This is a genomic window from Lentzea guizhouensis (assembly GCF_001701025.1).
In the GTDB taxonomy this organism is placed as follows: Bacteria; Actinomycetota; Actinomycetes; order Mycobacteriales; family Pseudonocardiaceae; genus Lentzea; species Lentzea guizhouensis.
This window is the reverse complement of the sequence record NZ_CP016793.1, coordinates 2,687,949-2,703,211: the sequence shown is the minus strand read 5'-3', so window position 1 is coordinate 2,703,211 and position 15,263 is coordinate 2,687,949. Positions and strand designations below refer to the sequence as shown.

The following is a 15,263-nucleotide window of genomic DNA, read 5'->3' as shown; positions in this document are numbered from 1 at the left end:
GGTGACGACCAAGCAGTGCAGGGGGTTGAGGATGGCTGAAGGCACTGGGACAGGAACTCCGACGGGTACCGAGACGCCCGCGGTGAGCACGGCGACGACCACGCCGATCACCGCGGACCAGCTCGCGGCGGCGAAGCCGGCACTCCAGACGGAGATGCTGGTGGACAAGGCCGCGGCGAGCCATGCGGCGGCCAAGCTGGACCACGCGGCGGACAGCGGGCGGCTGCAGCTCGACGCCGGCGCGGCGGAGGCGTTGATCAAGGCTGTCGACGACGCGCGCGACCAGGTGATGGCCCTGTGGGAGCGGACCAAGAACCAGCTGGCGACGCCGCTGCAGTTCGGCGACAACCCGGTCGCGCACGCGATCAGCGCGCGGTTCCAGGACATCGCCGTCGGTGAGGACTCCGGTGCGGCCAAGGCGCTGCTCGACCTCTACGACGTGCTCGGTGACATCAGCAACGCGCTGAAGAAGAACCGCGACGAGACGCAGAAGGCCGACGAAGAGGCCGAGTACCAGATGCAGAAGCACGGGGGTTCGTGGTGAGCCAGAGAGGGCACGGCGGCGGCAACGGCCATGGCGGTGGCAACGGCCACGGTGGCAACGGCGGCCACGGGCACGACGACAAGGACAAGTGGAACCGCGAGGACATCCACGAGCCCGTCGACTGGATGACCTACACCCACGAGCAGCTCTACAACATGGTGCACACCGGCGTGAACCTAGAAGGTGCCAACGCCGCGGCCACCAACTGGAACAAGATCGGCGAGGACATCGCGAGCGTTCGCGAGAACCTGCTGAAGGCCGTCGAGGACTCCACGGTCGGCTGGGACGGCGAGTCGGCGCGACTGGCCCGCGACGGCCTGACCGAGGTCACCAACTGGGTCCACGACACCGCCACCTACGCCCAGAAGGTCTCTTCGGCGATCACCACCGAGACCAGCAACGTCGAGGCAGCCCGTGCCGCGATGCCGCCACCGCCGAAGGCGCCGGAGCCCCCGGTTCCGACGGAGGCGGTGGTCGAGCCGCGTCCCGCGCTCGTCTCCCGGCTGCGCGAGCAGCAGGAGCTCCACTCCGCGGTCGACGCCAACAGCTACACCCCGGAGCAGAACCGCCTCATCGCCCAGCAGGGCTCGTTCGCGGGCTTCGGCACCGTCGGCACCAGCGCGGTCGACGCCCTCGCGGCCAACGACGCGTCGCACCGGCGTGCCGCGGACGTGATGGCGGCGTTCCAGCGCAACTCGGCCGCGGTCGACCAGACCGTGCCGTCGCAGTTCACCCCGCCGGTGAACCCGGTCAACCCGGTGCTCGTCGACTCCGGCACCGGTACCCGCACGCCCTCCGGCCCGGACGGCACGACGCCCGGCGGTGGCGCGGCCGGTCCGGTTCCGGCGACCACGCCGCAGAACCGAGCAAACACGAACGCCTCGCGGTGGCGGCTACGGCGGTGGCTCCGGCGGCCGCGGTGGTGGCGGTGGCGGCGGTGGCTTCACCGGAGGCGTGGGCTTCGGCCGCGTGCCGGCCGCCGGACAGGGCGGCCAGGTGGTGGCGGCGGTGGCGGGTGCCACCAGCACGCCGGTGGTGGCTCCGGCGTGCTGAACGAAGGTCGTTCCGGCGCGGGTGCGGCCGCGGCGGCGTCGTCGGCGGCGACCGGCAACACCACCAGGGCGTTCCAGAACCCGCTCGCGATGGGTGCCGCGCCGATGGCGGCCGGCGCGCCCGCGGCCGGTGGCCAGAACGACGAGCGCGAGCACAAGAGCGCGAGCTACCTGGAAGAGGACGACAACGTCTTCGGTCTGGACCGCAAGGCGGCCCCGCCGGTGATCGGTCAGTGAGCGAAAGACGCTTCACGGTCAGCTCGCAGGAGTTCTTCCTGCTGTGGCAGGCCGTGCACGGCGAGGACCGCGTCGTGCCGCTCGGCACGCCCCACGTCGGGGCCACCCGAGCGGCGCGGCGGCGTCTCGCCGAGCAGAGCTCCCAGACGCTCTACGCCAGGGGGCTCGGCACGATCGACCGCCCTGACGACTACCTGCGGACGCTCGTGAGCGGCCTCGGCGAGTTCGACCGGGCGCTCGAGATCGCGTACTTCAAGGGCACCGAGCTGGCGCGCGGACTCGCGTGCGCCGGCTGGAGCGGGTCGTTCGCCGCGCGGGTGAACGACCAGGTCCACCTGCGCGAGTTCCGCCCCAACGCGCTGGCCTCCGCCACGGTCTCGTCGCTGCCCGGCCTGGCGCCGGGCACCGGCCGTTCGGTCAACGTGCGGTGGGACGACTACCTGCGCGCGGGCGAGGCCGGTGAACGCGAAGGCGTGCAGGCGTTCCTGGACGTCCTGCGCGACGCCGGCATCCGCGAGCCGGAGGCGCACACGCTGATGCGGATCGTCACCTCCCGCATCGGCGGCGGTGAGCTGGGCCTCACCGCCCGCAACCGCGACGGCGTGCCGCGCCCGACCGGCCGCTCGGTGTCCTGGCTGGACACCCGCGAGGGCCGCTACCTGCTGCGCAGGCAGGACGGCTGGCTCGTGCTCGCCCCGGCCGACCAGGCCCGGCTGACCTCGGCCGTCGACGAGGTCCTGGCCGGCTGACCCCCACACAGCCGGGTGCGTTCTTGTCCGCGAACACCACATGGACGAGGCGCGTTCCACCAGCTACACATGGGGCATGACCGACACCGACGTCGAACTGCTGTGGCGCCCGGACCCCACGAGGGACAACGGGATGACCGCGTTCCGGTCGTGGCTGAGCGAGCGCGGCCACGACTTCCCCGACTACGAGTCGCTGTGGGAGTGGTCAGTCTCCGACCTCGAGGGGTTCTGGGGCGCCGTGGCCGCGTACTTCGACGTGTCGTTCCACTCGCCGGCCGAACGCGTGCTGGCCTCCGCGCAGATGCCCGGCGCGTCCTGGTTCCCCGGCGCCACGCTGAACTACGCCGAGCACGCGCTGCGCCGCGGCGGTGACGACGACCTCGCCGTGATCTTCCACCGCGAGGACGGCCTGACGTACTCCCTGACGTTCGGCGCCCTGCGTTCCCGCGTGGCCGCTTTCCGGGCCGCCCTGGCGTCCCTGGGCGTCTCCGCCGGCGACCGGGTGGTCGGCCTCGTCCCGAACGCCCCCGAGGCCCTGGTGGCGTTCCTGGCGGCCGCCTCGCTCGGCGCCACGTGGTCGTCCTGCTCCCCGGACTTCGGCGCCCGCGCCGTCGCCGACCGCTTCACCCAGATCTCGCCGGTGGTGTTCGTCGCCGTCTCCGGCTACGTCTACAACGGACGGTCGTTCGACTGCCGCCCGGTCGTCGAGGAGATCCGCTCGCAGATCCCGTCGCTGCGCGCCACCGTGTTGATCGACTACCTGGACAACGGCGCCACCCTGCCGGACACCCTGTCCTACTCCGAACTGCTGGCCACGCACGAGGGCGCCGCGCTGGAGTTCACCCCGGTGCCGTTCGACCACCCGCTCTGGGTGCTCTACTCGTCCGGCACCACCGGCCTGCCCAAGGGCATCGTGCACGGCCACGGCGGCATCGTGCTGGAACACCTGAAGATGCTGGCCCTGCACGGCGACCTCGGCCCCGGCGACCGCTTCTTCTGGTTCACCACCACCGGCTGGATGATGTGGAACTACCTGGTGTCCGGCCTGCTGGTGGGCACCACGATCGTGCTGTTCGACGGCAGCCCGGCCCACCCGTCGCTGAACACGTTGTGGCACTTGGCCGAACAGCACCGCGTCACCTACTTCGGCACCTCGGCCCCGTACGTCCAGTCGTGCCTGAAGGAGGGCCTGGAGCCCGCGGAGCACTACGACCTGACCGCCCTGCGCGTGGTCGGCTCCACCGGCGCCCCGCTGACCCCGGAGGGCTTCCGCTGGATCGCCTCCGCCGTCGGCAAGGACGTCCAGATCGCCTCGGTCTCCGGCGGCACCGACCTCTGCACGGCCTTCGTCGCCGCCTCCCCCGACCGCCCGGTGTGGCTCGGCGAACTCTCCTGCCGCGCCCTCGGCGCCGCCGTGCAGGCCTTCGACGAGGCGGGCAACGCCCTGTCGGACGCCGTGGGCGAGCTCGTGATCACCCGCTCGATGCCGTCCATGCCGGTCTTCTTCTGGGACGACGCCGACGGCTCCCGCCTGCGCGACGCCTACTTCGACACCTACCCCGGGATCTGGCGCCACGGCGACTGGATCCGCATCACCCCGCGCGGCTCCGCCGTCATCTACGGCCGCTCCGACTCGACCCTCAACCGCGGCGGCGTCCGCATGGGCACCTCCGAGTTCTACCGCGTCGTCGAGTCGATCGACGGCGTCGCCGACTCCCTGGTGATCGACACCTCGGGCGTCACCGAAGGCGAGCTGCTCTGCTTCGTCGTACTCGACGGAGTCACTCTGGCAGACGTGGAACCGTTGTTGCGCAAGGAACTGCGCTCGTCCTTGTCACCCCGCCACGTCCCCAACCGCTTCGTCGCCGTCGCCGAGATCCCGCGCACGTTGAACGGCAAGAAGTGCGAGGTCCCGGTGAAGAAGATCCTCGCCGGCGTGGACGTCGACCGCGCCGTCAGCCGCGACGCCCTCCGCAATCCCGAGGCCCTCCAACCCTTCCTGGAACTCGCCTCGGAATGATCTAGGTCACTCCGGTTGCGGTGACCAGGGCTTTAACGCCCCTCTCCGGCCCTCTGAACGTGCTCTGACCAGCAGGTTTCGGGTTAGGAGGGGGGCGTTTTGCAACTCGGTTGAGGACCTGTGTAACCTATGTCCCGTGGCCAAGGATGGTCCCGGGAGGCTTCGCCTAGTCTGGTCTATGGCGCCGCACTGCTAATGCGGTTTGGGGTAACCCCCCATCCCGGGTTCAAATCCCGGAGCCTCCGCAAGGCCGAGCCTCTAGGGGATCGGTTATAATTGAATACATGCGCTCGTAGCTCAACGGATAGAGCATCTGACTACGGATCAGAAGGTTACAGGTTCGAATCCTGTCGAGCGCGCGGAACGCGGGGTGTCTTGTGTTTGCGGAAAGCGCAAACCGAGGCGCCCCGCCGTTGTTTCTGGGGGCCAAGCCCCCAGACCCCAGCCGGGCGGCTCCGCCCCCGAACCCCCGGACTGCGTGGCGCTGACGCGCCTACCCAGTCCCTCCCCGAGGCGAGCTCCATCGGCTTGAGCCGCGCGTGTGGGAAATCTGGTCGCCCTGAGTGCCTTGTGCGAGCAGGATCACGGTTGTGGCCGAGCTGCGAGTGACCAAGGGCGATGCAACCAGTCCGCAGGCCAAGGGGCCGAAGGTGGTTGCGCATGTGTGCAACGACATCGGGGGCTGGGGCAAGGGATTTGTGGTGGCCGTTTCGAAGCGTTGGCCTGAGCCGGAGCGTGCCTACCGCGAGTGGCATCGGGGTCGGGCGACGAATGACTTCGGTCTTGGTGCCGTTCAGCTGGTGCAGGTCAAGCCGGACACCTGGGTTGCGAACATGATCGGGCAGCGCGGCATTCGCAGTGGCAGCAAGGGGCCGCCGGTCCGCTACGAGGCGATCCTGAGCTGTTTGGTGGAACTGGCTGGGCATGCTGAGCGGCTTGGGGCGAGTGTGCACATGCCGCGGATCGGGTGTGGGCTGGCCGGTGGGCGGTGGGAGCTGGTGGAGCCGATGGTGGTGGAGGCGTTGGTGGCCAAGGGGATCGAGACGACCGTGTACGACTTCGGCTGAGGGCTGGCACCAGCCCGCCGTTTTTCGTACGCCGTTCGGCGCCGTCTGCGGTCGCTCGCCGAAGAGGGCCAACGGCGGAGGGCGACTGGTGGACACACTCAGGGGCATGGGGATTTTGGCCGGCAAGGCCGTGGTGGTGACCGGGGCGGCGCAGGGGCTGGGGCGGGCCTTTGCGATGCACGCCGCGGAGGCCGGGGCGGCGGTGGTGGTCAACGACGTCGACGAGCCGTTGGTGGCGCAGGTCGCGGAGCTCATCACGGTCATGGGTGGGAAAGCGGTGGTCTGTGCCGGGCCGGTGCAGGACCCCGGTACGGCGGAGGCGGTCGTGGACACCTGCACGGCGGCGTTCGGGCGGATCGACGGGCTCGTCAACAACGCGGGGATCAGGCATCAGGCGCGGGTCGGTGAGGACGATCCCGCCGCCGTCCGCGAGCTGATCGAGGTCAACGTGCTCGGCACGCTCTATTGCACCAGCGCGGCCGTCCGGTCGATGCGGGGCGGGTCGATCGTGAACCTCGGCTCGGTCGCGATGGTGGGGCAGCCGACCGCGGTCGCGTACTCGGCGTCCAAGGGGGCCATCGCCTCGATCACGGCGGGGTGCGCGGCCGAGCTCGCGGACACCGGCACCCGCGTCAACGCCGTGTGCCCGGTCGCTTGGACGAGGATGGCCGCCGCCGACACCAGGGCCGTGCCGAGCGGGCCGCCGGAAGCGATAGCGCCGCTGGTCACCTACCTGCTGAGCGACCTGGCCGGCGGGGTCACCGGGCAGCTGATCAGGTTCGCGAACGGGCGGCTGCACGTGATCGGGCAGGCCTCGCCGCTGGAGCCGGTGGTCGAGCGGGAGCACTGGGACGTCGGGGCGATCGCGGACGCGTTCGAGCACCGGCTGCGGTTGGAGGACCCCGCGCGGGTGCGCTGGGGGCGGTGACTGCGGCAGAGTTCACGTCGTGGATCAGCGCGAGATCATGCAGCGGGCGCTCGGCGTCCTGACCCTCACCTACGACGCGGAGGCCGGTGAGTCGAGCGACTACCTGCGCACGGCCCTCAAGTCACTGCAGGAGGGCGTGTTCAGCTACGAGGTCAAGGTCGACGGTGAGCTGAACGAGGCCGGTGCCCAGGCCCTCAAGCAGGCGATGGACCAGGTGCTGTCGCAGTTCGGGTGGTTCACCGCGGGGCTGCTCTACGCGTTCCACGGGGTCGCGCAGGCCTACGAGAACGACTGCGAGGAGGCCGACGTCCAGGACGTGCTCAAGCAGCTCGCCCTCAGGCTCGCTGACTGAGCTCCGCGCGGACGCCGTCGGAGAACGGCGTCCACGCCTCGACCGCCCACGGCCCGAACCGCAGGTCGGTCAGGGCAACACACGCGGCGGAGAGCTCCGGGTCGACCCACAGGAACGTGCCGGACTGGCCGAAGTGGCCGAACGTGCGCGGCGAGTGCGACGTCCCGGTCCAGTGCGGCGATTTGCCGTCGCGGATCTCGAACCCGAGGCCCCAGTCGTTCGGCTTCTGCATGCCGTAGCCGGGCAGCACGCCGTTCAGGCCGGGGAACACCACGGAGGTCGCCTCGCGCACCAGCTCGGCGGAGACCAGCTTCGGCGCGAGCAGCTCGGCGGCGAACAGCGCCAGGTCGGCGGCGGAGGACTCGGCACCGGCACCGGCGCTGCCGGTCAGCGCCGACGAGGTCATCCCGAGCGGTGCGAAGACGGCCTCGTGCAGGTACTGCGGGAACGGGATCTCGCAGGCCTCGCCGACGAACGCGGCCAGCACGTCGAAGCCCGCGTTCGAGTAGATCCGCCGGGTGCCGGGCTCTGCCTGCACCTCCGGCTTGTCGAAGGCGTACCCGGCCGTGTGCGCGATCAGGTGCCGCACCGTGGCCCCCGGTGGCCCGGCCGGCTGGTCCCACTCGACCGCACCCTCCTCGACCGCGACCAGCACCGCGTACGACGTCAGCAGCTTCGTGACCGAGGCCAGCCCGAACACCCGCTGCTGATCACCCAGCGAGGCCACCACCGACCCGCCGGACACGACGGCCACGGCCACGTTCTCGGCAGGCCACGACGCTGCCACTTCGACGCTCTGCATGGGACAGACGTTAACGTTCGGGGGTGACAGTCCGGGAACTGATCGTCCTGGGAACGGCCAGCCAGGTTCCCACGCGCCAGCGCAACCACAACGGCTATCTGCTCAGGTGGGACGGCGAGGGCCTCCTCTTCGACCCCGGCGACGGCAGCCAGCGGCAGCTGCTCAGGTCAGGCGCCGCTGCGAGCGACATCACCCGGATCTGCCTCACCCACTTCCACGGCGACCACTGCCTGGGCGTGCCCGGCATCGTGCAGCGGCTGAGCCTCGACCGCGTGCCGCACACCGTCCACGCGCACTTCCCGCGGTCCGGCGCGCACTTCTTCGAACGCCTCCGGTACGCGAGCGCCTTCTACGACGCCGCGGACATCAAGGAGGAGCCGGTCGACGCCGACGGGCTCGTCGCGGAGGGCAGGTTCGGCAGGCTGGAGGCGTTCCGGCTCGACCACGGCATCGACTCGTTCGGCTACCGGCTGGTCGAACCGGACGGCCACCGGATGTTGCCGGAGAAGCTGGCCGAGCACGGCATCCGCGGTCCGCAGGTGCGCGACCTGCAGCGCGACGGCGTGGTCAACGGCGTGCGGCTCGAAGACGTCAGCGAACCCCGGCCCGGCCAGCGGTTCGCGTTCGTGATGGACACCCGGCTCTGCGACAACGTCTACGAGCTCGCCGACCGGGCCGACCTGCTGGTGATCGAGTCGACCTACCTCGCCCGCGACACGAAGCTCGCCGGCGACCACGGCCACCTCACCGCCCAGCAGGCCGCCCGCGTCGCCCAGGAGACCGGGGTGCGCAAGCTCGTGCTGACCCACTTCTCCCAGCGCTACGACGACCCCGCGGAGTTCCACGCCGAGGCGGCGGCGGAGTTCGGCGGCGAGATCGTCGTGGCGAAGGACCTCGACCGGATCCCGGTGCCGAAGCGGGTCACCGGTGCAGAGCGGCCCACTGGTCGCTGACGATCTCCTTCAACGACGAGTGCGCCGGCGCCCAGCCAAGCGCGCGCAGGCGTGAGGTGTCCGCGCGCTGGACCTTGACCTCGTCGGGGTTCGCCGGCCTCCACGTCACGTCCACGGGCCGCCCGGTGACCTCCTCGACGGTCTCCAGCACCTCCCGCACGGACGCGGACGTCCCGCCGACGTTGTAGACGGTGGACTCGCCGACCTCGCACGTCTCCAGTGCGGTCACGAACGCCGCGGCCACGTCCCGCACGTGGACGAACTCGCGCACCGCCGACCCGTCGCCGTAGACCTCCATCCCCGGCCCCTGCCCGGCCGCCGTGGCGACCGCGCGCGTAATCACCCGAGTGGTGTCGGTGTCACCCCCTCCAGCGACGTTGAACAAACGCAGCGTGGCTGCCCCGATCTGGCCGGACCGCGCCGCCCACGCCACAAGATCTTCAGCGGCGGCCTTCGTCGCGGCGTAGGGGGAGGAGGGTTCCCGGACGGACTCCTCCGTCAGGGTGGCGTCCGCCGGCCGGTACACCCCGGCCGTCGACGCGAAGAGAAACCGCTGGCCCCGCAACGCCTTCAGCAGGTTCAGCGTCCCGGCGACGTTGGTCTCCCAGTAGGCGAGTGGATCTTGGAACGACTCCCGCACGCGGGCGAGACCCGCCAGGTGGATGACGGCGTCGGCGTCTGGAACTTGGAACGGCTCCATGAGGCGTTGGTGGGACACAACTGGTTCATGTCCGTGAATCCGCAGCTCACGCACCACAACTCGGCCAACGTACCCAGTGGCACCGGTCACTAGAACTCGCACAAGATGACCCTAAAGGTCCCCCGAAGTTGCGCCGATAACACACGAGTGAGTTACCCCCATCGCGCTGTGCACACAAGCATCGCCGGACTCCTGCACGACGTGGCCGTGCGCGAGTTCAAGCGGCAGGAGTTCCTGCGCAACGTGGCCGACATCGTGGGAGCCGCACCCACGCCCGGCCCCGCAGAGCTCACCGCTCCGCTTCCCGCCATCAACCCGAGGCGCAGCTTCCTCAACCGCGTTGACCAGGTCCTCCGGGACGCGGCGCGCTCGCTCTAGAGCGACTGCACCACCACTGGTCCCCATGTCGCCGGGCCTGCGCTGACGCCGCAGCGGACGGGCCCGCCGCAACATTCATCCGGCCGTTGCCGGACCGTGCTTCGACACGCATACCGGGTGGCTCTACGCTACGCGTCACCCGGCGATCGCCGGTCGCATCCTTCTGCTTCTCTCAAAGCGGGTTCTCGGCGATGGATCATGTCTTCGCAGCGCTCAACGAGCGCTTGGGCGGATTGTTCGGTGACCGGTTGGTCGTGCTGGCCGGTGGTACGCGTTTGGCGAAACGCGCGCATGAGCTCCATGCGCTCGGTGCCCGCCATACGCTCGTGCTGGATACCGATGATCATGCCCCGCTTCATGATTCCGAGATCGCCCGATGGGTGTCGCTGGGCATCAAGGGCGGCTTCGTCGCGGTCGAGCAGCGCCGTCTCGGCAAGCTGCTGACCAAGCCGAGTGCCGAGGTGCGCGGGATCCTGGGCGACTTCGACCCGGCGGCCGAGGCCGTCGTGATCAGCACGCCCTACAACGAGATCGACACCTTCCAGGGCCGTCCGGTCCTCAACGCGCGCCGCCGCGAGTGGGTCGAGCTGGAGAACAAGACCACCATCGACGCGCTCTGGGACGAGCTCTCCGCCCCGCGTGCGCCCGCGCTGGTGTTCGACCTCGACTTCGAACGTCTGTGGGGCGCCTCGGAGATCCTGGACCGCGGCGCGGGCGTCGTGTGGTCCGGTGACGGGCCCGCGATCAACGGCGGCGCGAACTTCGTGCGCCGGGTGCGGTCCTACGAGGAGGCCAAGGAGGCCTTCGACGTGCTCGCGCCCAAGTGCGAGCAGGTGCGCGTGATGCCGTTCCTGGAAGGCATCCCGGTGAGCGTGCACGGCATCGTGTTCCCCGATGGCACCGCGGTGTTGCGCCCGATCGAGATGGTCGTGCCGCGCCGCCAGGGCCAGGCCAAGTTCCTCTACGCGGGCTGCGCGTCGTTCTACGACCCGCCCGTGTGGATCCGCGACCAGATGCGCAACCTCGCCCGGCGCGTCGGCGAGCACCTGCGGTCCACCGTGGACTACCGCGGCACGTTCACGCTCGACGGCATCGCGACCGAGGACGGCTTCCTGCCGACCGAGATCAACACCCGCTACGGCGGCGCGATGGTGTGCTTCGAGGACGCCGTCCCGTCGCTGCCGCTCGCCCTGGTCCAGGTGGCCCTGGTGGCCGGCTGGGACCTCGGCGTCTCGTCCATGCAGTTCGAGGAGCTCGTGCTCGCGGCGGCGGACAGCACGCGGTCCGGTGCCGTCGGCGCGAACGTCCGCGCGGTGCAGCCGACCGAGGTCGACGAGCGCCGGGTGGTCTTCACCGGCTGGGCTTGCCGCCTGGCGCACTTTGACGAGCCGGCGCACGCGACGCTGCGGCTGAGCCCGTCGCCGATCGGCGGTCGGCTCGACCTGGACCTGCACCGGGAGAACATGCCGGTCGGCGCGCCGGTGGCCGCTCTGACCGTGGCGGCCTTCGCCCTGGCCGACCAGGAGTGGGGCACCGGTCTCGGCGCCCTGGAGCCCGCGATCGCCGTCGAGGACGCCCAGCCTCTCGACCAGCCCCTCGAACAGGAAGCCGTCATCGCCTGACCGTTGTCCGCACGCGGGGGCCTTTCGTGCACCAGAAGAGTACGAAAGCTCCCCGCGTGCACCTGAAAAGCGCTACCAGGCGCCCTCATCGCCGTACGCGGCGGTGAGGGCGAACCGGTAGCCCATCAACGCCGCGGTGACCTCCTGCGGCTGGTGGGCGGGCCGTACGAGCCCCTCGCCGAGCACCTTCGGTTCCGGCTCGACCAGCTCCGGTGTTCGCTTGAGCAGCGCGACCGCGATCTCGGCGGCCTCGGCGAGCAGTTCCTCCTCGTCGTCGAGCATGTCCTGCATCAGGCCGACGACGAACGCGGGCAGCTTCTCCGGCACCGCGCACGCCAGCGCCACCAGGCACCCGACCCGTTCGGACGCGAGCGCCTCGAAGATCTTCGGCGCGCCCTGGGCGACGGCGTGGCGGGTCTGGGTGAGCCAGTCCGGTGCCGTGCGGGGGAGCTCGCGGCCCAGGGCGTTCCACCGCCGGTGCGTGCGCCGGCCGTCCTCGGTGAAGCCCTTGCCCGCCAACGCGAGCGCGGCCAGCAGGAAGATCACCCGGTCGCGCACGTCCGCGGCGGCCACCTTGTACGACGCGCCCAGCTCCACCAGGAACGGCACCGCGCAGAACGACGCCTCCGACACCGTGTCCTCGGTCAGCAGCCGGTCGGCGAGCGAGGTGAACGCGTCCAGCCTGACCTCCGGAGCCGGGTCCACCAGCTCGCGCAGCAGGCGGCGGGGGAGACGACCGGCACCGCCCCGGCCGTCGTAGACCTCGGCCCAGGAGATCCTGTCGAGTCCGCGCAACGGGTCTGGCCGTTGCCAGGCACGCGGCAGTTCCATGCGCGGAAACCTACGGGATGTCCGGCACCGCCATGAGAAGCCTCGCCCGTACGATCTCGCCGTGTCCTTCTCGGTGGCCGACATCTTCTCCGGTGCGGGCGGGATGAGCTTCGGCTTCCACGCCCACCGCGACTTCCGGGTCGTCGGCGCGGCGGACGCGCAGATCGGCAAGCCCTCGTCCCGCCTGGGTTCGTTGCGGTGCAACGACACCTACCGGGCCAACATCGGCGTCGATCCGCTGGAGGTCGACCTCTCCCGCATCTCGCCCTCGGCGTTGCGCGAGGTCTGGGGCCTGCGCCGCGGCGAGCTCGACGTGCTGCTGGCGTGCCCGCCGTGCTCGGGCTTCAGCCGCATCACCGCCGCGAACCACCTGCGCGACGACCCGCGCAACTCGCTGGTGGGCCGGATCGCGGTCTACGCCGAAGAGCTGCGGCCTAGGACGATCCTGGTCGAGAACGCCCGCGAGCTGGTGAAGGGCAAGCAGCGCCACCACTTCGACCAGCTCGCCGAGTCGCTCGTCAAGCTCGGCTACGACGTCACCGGCGGCACGCACGTGCTGTCCGACTACGGCCTGCCCCAGCTCCGCGAACGGACCCTGATGATCGCCGTGGACGCGGGCCTGCCCCTGCGCACGCTGGACGACCTGTGGGAGGGCCTGCAGCTGCGCCCGGTCGCCGCCACGGTCCGCCGCGCGATCGGCAAGCTGCCCCCGGTCGAGGCCGGTCTCGCGCACCCGGACGACCCGATCCACGTGTCACCGACCTTTTCCCAGGACCGCAGCCTGGAGCGGATGCGCGCCATTCCCGCGGACGGCGGCTCGTGGGCGGACCTGCTGCGCTCGCCGGAAACCGCGGAGTTGTTGAACCCGGCACAACGCAAAATCGTCGAGCAGCAGAACTGGGGCTCACATCCGGACGTCTACGGCCGGATGTGGTGGGACGAACCGGCACGCACCATCAAGCGCGAATGCGGCCACGTCGGCAACGGCCGCTACGCCCACCCGGAACAGCACCGCCTCTGCACGGTCAGGGAGATGGCGCTGCTCCAGGGCTTCCCGCGGCAGTTCAAGTTCGACGTCTCCATTCTCGGCAACGCCTACCGGCACGTCGGCGACGCCGTTCCGCCGCTCATCGCCTACCAGCTCGCCGGGCTCACCAGGTGGATTCTCACCGGCCACCGCCCGGAGCCCCGTGACCTGTGCCTGCGCGGCACGTCTTTGCGTCCGGGTGACATTCGTCCCACCGCCGTTGCCGAATTGGTGGCTTGAGATTGAACCGACCCGGCTGCGGGTACGTAGCAGGACGGCTCGGTAGATAACTGTTGGGCAACGAATTTATCGTCACCTGACAAAACCGATGCATCAATCATGGATCCACTGTGGACCGTTTTGGGATGTTTTTGCAGCTCACCCGCCGTACGACGTGATCTTCATACCTCGCTCTAACGGGTGACCCCCCATCGGCTAACGTCCCGCTCGCTTCCTGTCGTTTCGGTGTCGACTTCGGAGTCCGCCGCCTCGACCGAAGTACTCGACTTTTCCTGCGTTCGGGCTAACTTCAGCGAGCAAGGAGACCCATGGCTTCCCGGTTGAGGATCGGTGCGGCGCTTCTCGGCGCTGCCGCCCTCCTGTCCCTGTCGACCCCCGCGGCGTTCGCGGACGTCGTCATCAAGCCCATCGAGGGCGACAAGAAGTACGGCCATGACGTCTACCTCGTGCCCAAGGTCGGCAACACCCCTCCCCGGCACAACGACGAGTTCAGCACCAGCCTGATCGGCGTCGAGCTCAAGGAGGACGGCAAGAAGGACCGCTTCCAGGCGTACTGCGTGGAGCTGCCGACCGTCCTCGAGGACGGCAAGCCCCTCCGTGAGGTGCCGTGGGACAAGCACCCCAACCCGGCCACCAAGTTCAAGGACAACGCGGGCAAGGTCCTCTGGATCCTGACCAACTCGTACCCGACCAAGTCTGTCGAGGACGTCAACGAGAAGTTCGGCGAGGGCAAGGACCCGTACAACGACCGCGAGATCATCGCTGCCACGCAGGCGGCGATCTGGCACTTCACCGACGGTTCCCAGCTCGACGAGGCCAGGGAACTCGCCGATGGCCCTGAGGGCGGCGGCGAGGACCTCGTCAAGCTCTACAAGAAGTTCCTCGCGGAAGCCCAGGACCTGAAGAACGACCAGCCGAAGCCGACGCTCCAGGTCGAGCCGGCCGAGGTCAAGGGTGCGGCCGGTGAGCTGCTCGGCCCGTTCAAGGTCACCACGACCGCGGGCGAGATCACGCTGACCGCGAAGCTCCCCAAGGGCGTCACGATCACGGACAAGGACCGCAAGCCGCTCGCCGTCCAGACCTCGGGTGACGAGCTGACGGCCAAGGCCGAGGCCACGGCTGAGAAGGTCACCGAGTTCTACGTCAACGTGCCCGGCGACGCTGCGGCCGGCCAGGCCGAGCTGAAGGTCAAGGCGGAGGCAGCGCTGCAGGCCGGTCGGCTGTTCGTGTCCGAGGACAAGAACCAGAAGACCCAGTCGCTCGTGATCGCGAAGGCCTCCGACGTGAAGGTCGAGAAGCCGGCTCGGGCCGAGTGGACCGCGGGGACGACGGTTCCGCCGTCGAGCACCACCACGACGACCACCACCCAGCCGACCACGACGACGACCCCGCCGACCACGACGACCACGGTTCCGCCGGCTCCGGGTGGTGGCACGGACGAGGACCTCGCCTCGACCGGTGCCTCGATCCTGTGGCCGCTGATCGGCGGGCTCGTGCTCGTCGGTGGCGGTATCGCGGCGCTGTTCGTGGTGCGCCGCAAGAAGGCCGGCGCCTGATCTGAGCGCCTGAGCGCGTGAGCGCTTGAAAGACGAACGCCCCCTGGGTCCGCGCCGGTCCAGGGGGCGTTTGCCGTGCGTGGCCCGCGCTGGCCGGGATGCACCCGGATCTGTCAGACCCGCTGAGCAGCGTGGGTCGCGGGAGAGCCAACTCCGAAGGGGACCCCTGCGCGGGCCTGCCCGCGGTCGCGCAGCGTGCGGATGC

16 protein-coding genes and 2 tRNA genes are annotated in these 15,263 nt (G+C 70.1%); 14 read left to right on the top strand and 4 right to left on the bottom strand.

The window, feature by feature from the left end:
- Nucleotides 1-31 precede the first annotated feature (31 nt).
- The 9 genes from BBK82_RS13520 (at nt 32) to BBK82_RS13480 (ending at nt 6,949) form a co-directional block, all read left to right on the top strand.
- Nucleotides 32-544 (top strand): hypothetical protein, encoded by a 513-nt coding sequence (locus BBK82_RS13520; protein WP_154697290.1) that lies wholly within the window; start codon nt 32-34, stop codon nt 542-544.
- A complete protein-coding gene (locus BBK82_RS50195; protein ID WP_065915337.1) occupies nt 538-1,833 on the top strand; it encodes a PPE domain-containing protein in 1,296 nt (431 codons plus the stop codon). Before BBK82_RS13520 ends, BBK82_RS50195 begins: the two co-directional genes overlap by 7 nt.
- The gene (locus BBK82_RS13510) at nt 1,830-2,582 is read left to right on the top strand and encodes an ESX secretion-associated protein EspG (RefSeq protein ID WP_065915336.1); all 753 of its coding nucleotides are present in this window, start codon (nt 1,830-1,832) and stop codon (nt 2,580-2,582) included. Before BBK82_RS50195 ends, BBK82_RS13510 begins: the two co-directional genes overlap by 4 nt.
- A gap of 76 nt (nt 2,583-2,658) precedes the next feature.
- Nucleotides 2,659-4,602: an acetoacetate--CoA ligase gene (locus BBK82_RS13505; RefSeq protein WP_065915335.1), complete on the top strand. Its 1,944-nt coding sequence runs from the start codon at nt 2,659-2,661 to the stop codon at nt 4,600-4,602.
- Nucleotides 4,603-4,757: 155 nt separating this feature from the next.
- Nucleotides 4,758-4,847, top strand: a tRNA-Ser gene (locus BBK82_RS13500).
- A 41-nt stretch (nt 4,848-4,888) separates the two neighbouring features.
- Nucleotides 4,889-4,961: transfer RNA gene (locus BBK82_RS13495), tRNA-Arg, on the top strand.
- Nucleotides 4,962-5,192: 231 nt separating this feature from the next.
- Nucleotides 5,193-5,669, top strand: a complete 477-nt coding sequence (locus BBK82_RS13490) for a macro domain-containing protein (RefSeq protein ID WP_065915334.1) — start codon at nt 5,193-5,195, stop codon at nt 5,667-5,669.
- Between the two features lie 106 nt (nt 5,670-5,775).
- Nucleotides 5,776-6,597, top strand: coding sequence for an SDR family NAD(P)-dependent oxidoreductase (locus BBK82_RS13485; protein ID WP_065915333.1), 822 nt, complete (start codon nt 5,776-5,778; stop codon nt 6,595-6,597).
- 19 nt (nt 6,598-6,616) lie between these two features.
- Nucleotides 6,617-6,949, top strand: coding sequence for a hypothetical protein (locus BBK82_RS13480; protein WP_065915332.1), 333 nt, complete (start codon nt 6,617-6,619; stop codon nt 6,947-6,949).
- Here the strand turns inward: BBK82_RS13480 and BBK82_RS13475 are convergent.
- On the bottom strand, nt 6,933-7,751 hold the full coding sequence (locus BBK82_RS13475) for a serine hydrolase domain-containing protein (RefSeq protein ID WP_065915331.1): 819 nt from the start codon (nt 7,749-7,751) through the stop codon (nt 6,933-6,935). The genes BBK82_RS13480 and BBK82_RS13475 overlap by 17 nt on opposite strands.
- Before the next feature lie 23 nt (nt 7,752-7,774).
- Here BBK82_RS13475 and BBK82_RS13470 point away from each other — a divergent pair, with 23 nt between their 5' ends.
- Nucleotides 7,775-8,704 (top strand): ribonuclease Z, encoded by a 930-nt coding sequence (locus tag BBK82_RS13470; protein ID WP_065915330.1) that lies wholly within the window; start codon nt 7,775-7,777, stop codon nt 8,702-8,704.
- Here the strand turns inward: BBK82_RS13470 and BBK82_RS13465 are convergent.
- Nucleotides 8,673-9,458, bottom strand: coding sequence for an NAD-dependent epimerase/dehydratase family protein (locus BBK82_RS13465; RefSeq protein ID WP_237048174.1), 786 nt, complete (start codon nt 9,456-9,458; stop codon nt 8,673-8,675). The two genes, BBK82_RS13470 and BBK82_RS13465, sit on opposite strands and share 32 nt — an antisense overlap.
- A 114-nt stretch (nt 9,459-9,572) precedes the next feature.
- On the opposite strand from BBK82_RS13465, the gene BBK82_RS13460 reads away from it, so the two are divergent.
- Complete coding sequence (locus BBK82_RS13460) at nt 9,573-9,782, top strand: hypothetical protein (protein ID WP_065915328.1); 210 nt, start codon at nt 9,573-9,575, stop codon at nt 9,780-9,782.
- A gap of 128 nt (nt 9,783-9,910) precedes the next feature.
- Here BBK82_RS13460 and BBK82_RS54040 read toward each other — a convergent pair whose 3' ends face one another.
- The gene (locus BBK82_RS54040) at nt 9,911-10,129 is read right to left on the bottom strand and encodes a hypothetical protein (RefSeq protein ID WP_237048172.1); all 219 of its coding nucleotides are present in this window, start codon (nt 10,127-10,129) and stop codon (nt 9,911-9,913) included.
- A 33-nt stretch (nt 10,130-10,162) separates the two neighbouring features.
- Between BBK82_RS54040 and BBK82_RS13455 the strand changes: the two genes are divergently transcribed.
- The gene (locus tag BBK82_RS13455; protein ID WP_237048171.1) at nt 10,163-11,404 is read left to right on the top strand and encodes an ATP-grasp domain-containing protein; all 1,242 of its coding nucleotides are present in this window, start codon (nt 10,163-10,165) and stop codon (nt 11,402-11,404) included.
- Between the two features lie 72 nt (nt 11,405-11,476).
- Here BBK82_RS13455 and BBK82_RS13450 read toward each other — a convergent pair whose 3' ends face one another.
- Nucleotides 11,477-12,235, bottom strand: a complete 759-nt coding sequence (locus tag BBK82_RS13450) for a hypothetical protein (RefSeq protein ID WP_065915326.1) — start codon at nt 12,233-12,235, stop codon at nt 11,477-11,479.
- Between the two features lie 61 nt (nt 12,236-12,296).
- On the opposite strand from BBK82_RS13450, the gene BBK82_RS13445 reads away from it, so the two are divergent.
- Together BBK82_RS13445 and BBK82_RS13440 are read left to right on the top strand one after the other, a co-directional pair.
- The gene (locus tag BBK82_RS13445; RefSeq protein ID WP_237048169.1) at nt 12,297-13,502 is read left to right on the top strand and encodes a DNA cytosine methyltransferase; all 1,206 of its coding nucleotides are present in this window, start codon (nt 12,297-12,299) and stop codon (nt 13,500-13,502) included.
- 308 nt (nt 13,503-13,810) lie between these two features.
- Nucleotides 13,811-15,058 (top strand): thioester domain-containing protein, encoded by a 1,248-nt coding sequence (locus tag BBK82_RS13440; protein ID WP_065915325.1) that lies wholly within the window; start codon nt 13,811-13,813, stop codon nt 15,056-15,058.
- Nucleotides 15,059-15,263 lie beyond the last annotated feature (205 nt).

Excerpts from the sequence above, each read along its gene's own strand:
- BBK82_RS13450 (WP_065915326.1), bottom strand. The coding sequence starts at position 12,235 with ATGGAACTGCCGCGTGCCTGGCAACGGCCAGACCCGTTGCGCGGACTC.
- BBK82_RS13440 (WP_065915325.1), top strand. The coding sequence starts at position 13,811 with ATGGCTTCCCGGTTGAGGATCGGTGCGGCGCTTCTCGGCGCTGCCGCC.
- BBK82_RS13485 (WP_065915333.1), top strand. The coding sequence starts at position 5,776 with ATGGGGATTTTGGCCGGCAAGGCCGTGGTGGTGACCGGGGCGGCGCAG.
- BBK82_RS13475 (WP_065915331.1), bottom strand. The coding sequence starts at position 7,751 with ATGCAGAGCGTCGAAGTGGCAGCGTCGTGGCCTGCCGAGAACGTGGCC.
- BBK82_RS13520 (WP_154697290.1), top strand. The coding sequence starts at position 32 with ATGGCTGAAGGCACTGGGACAGGAACTCCGACGGGTACCGAGACGCCC.
- BBK82_RS54040 (WP_237048172.1), bottom strand. The coding sequence starts at position 10,129 with ATGATCATCGGTATCCAGCACGAGCGTATGGCGGGCACCGAGCGCATG.
- BBK82_RS13505 (WP_065915335.1), top strand. The coding sequence starts at position 2,659 with ATGACCGACACCGACGTCGAACTGCTGTGGCGCCCGGACCCCACGAGG.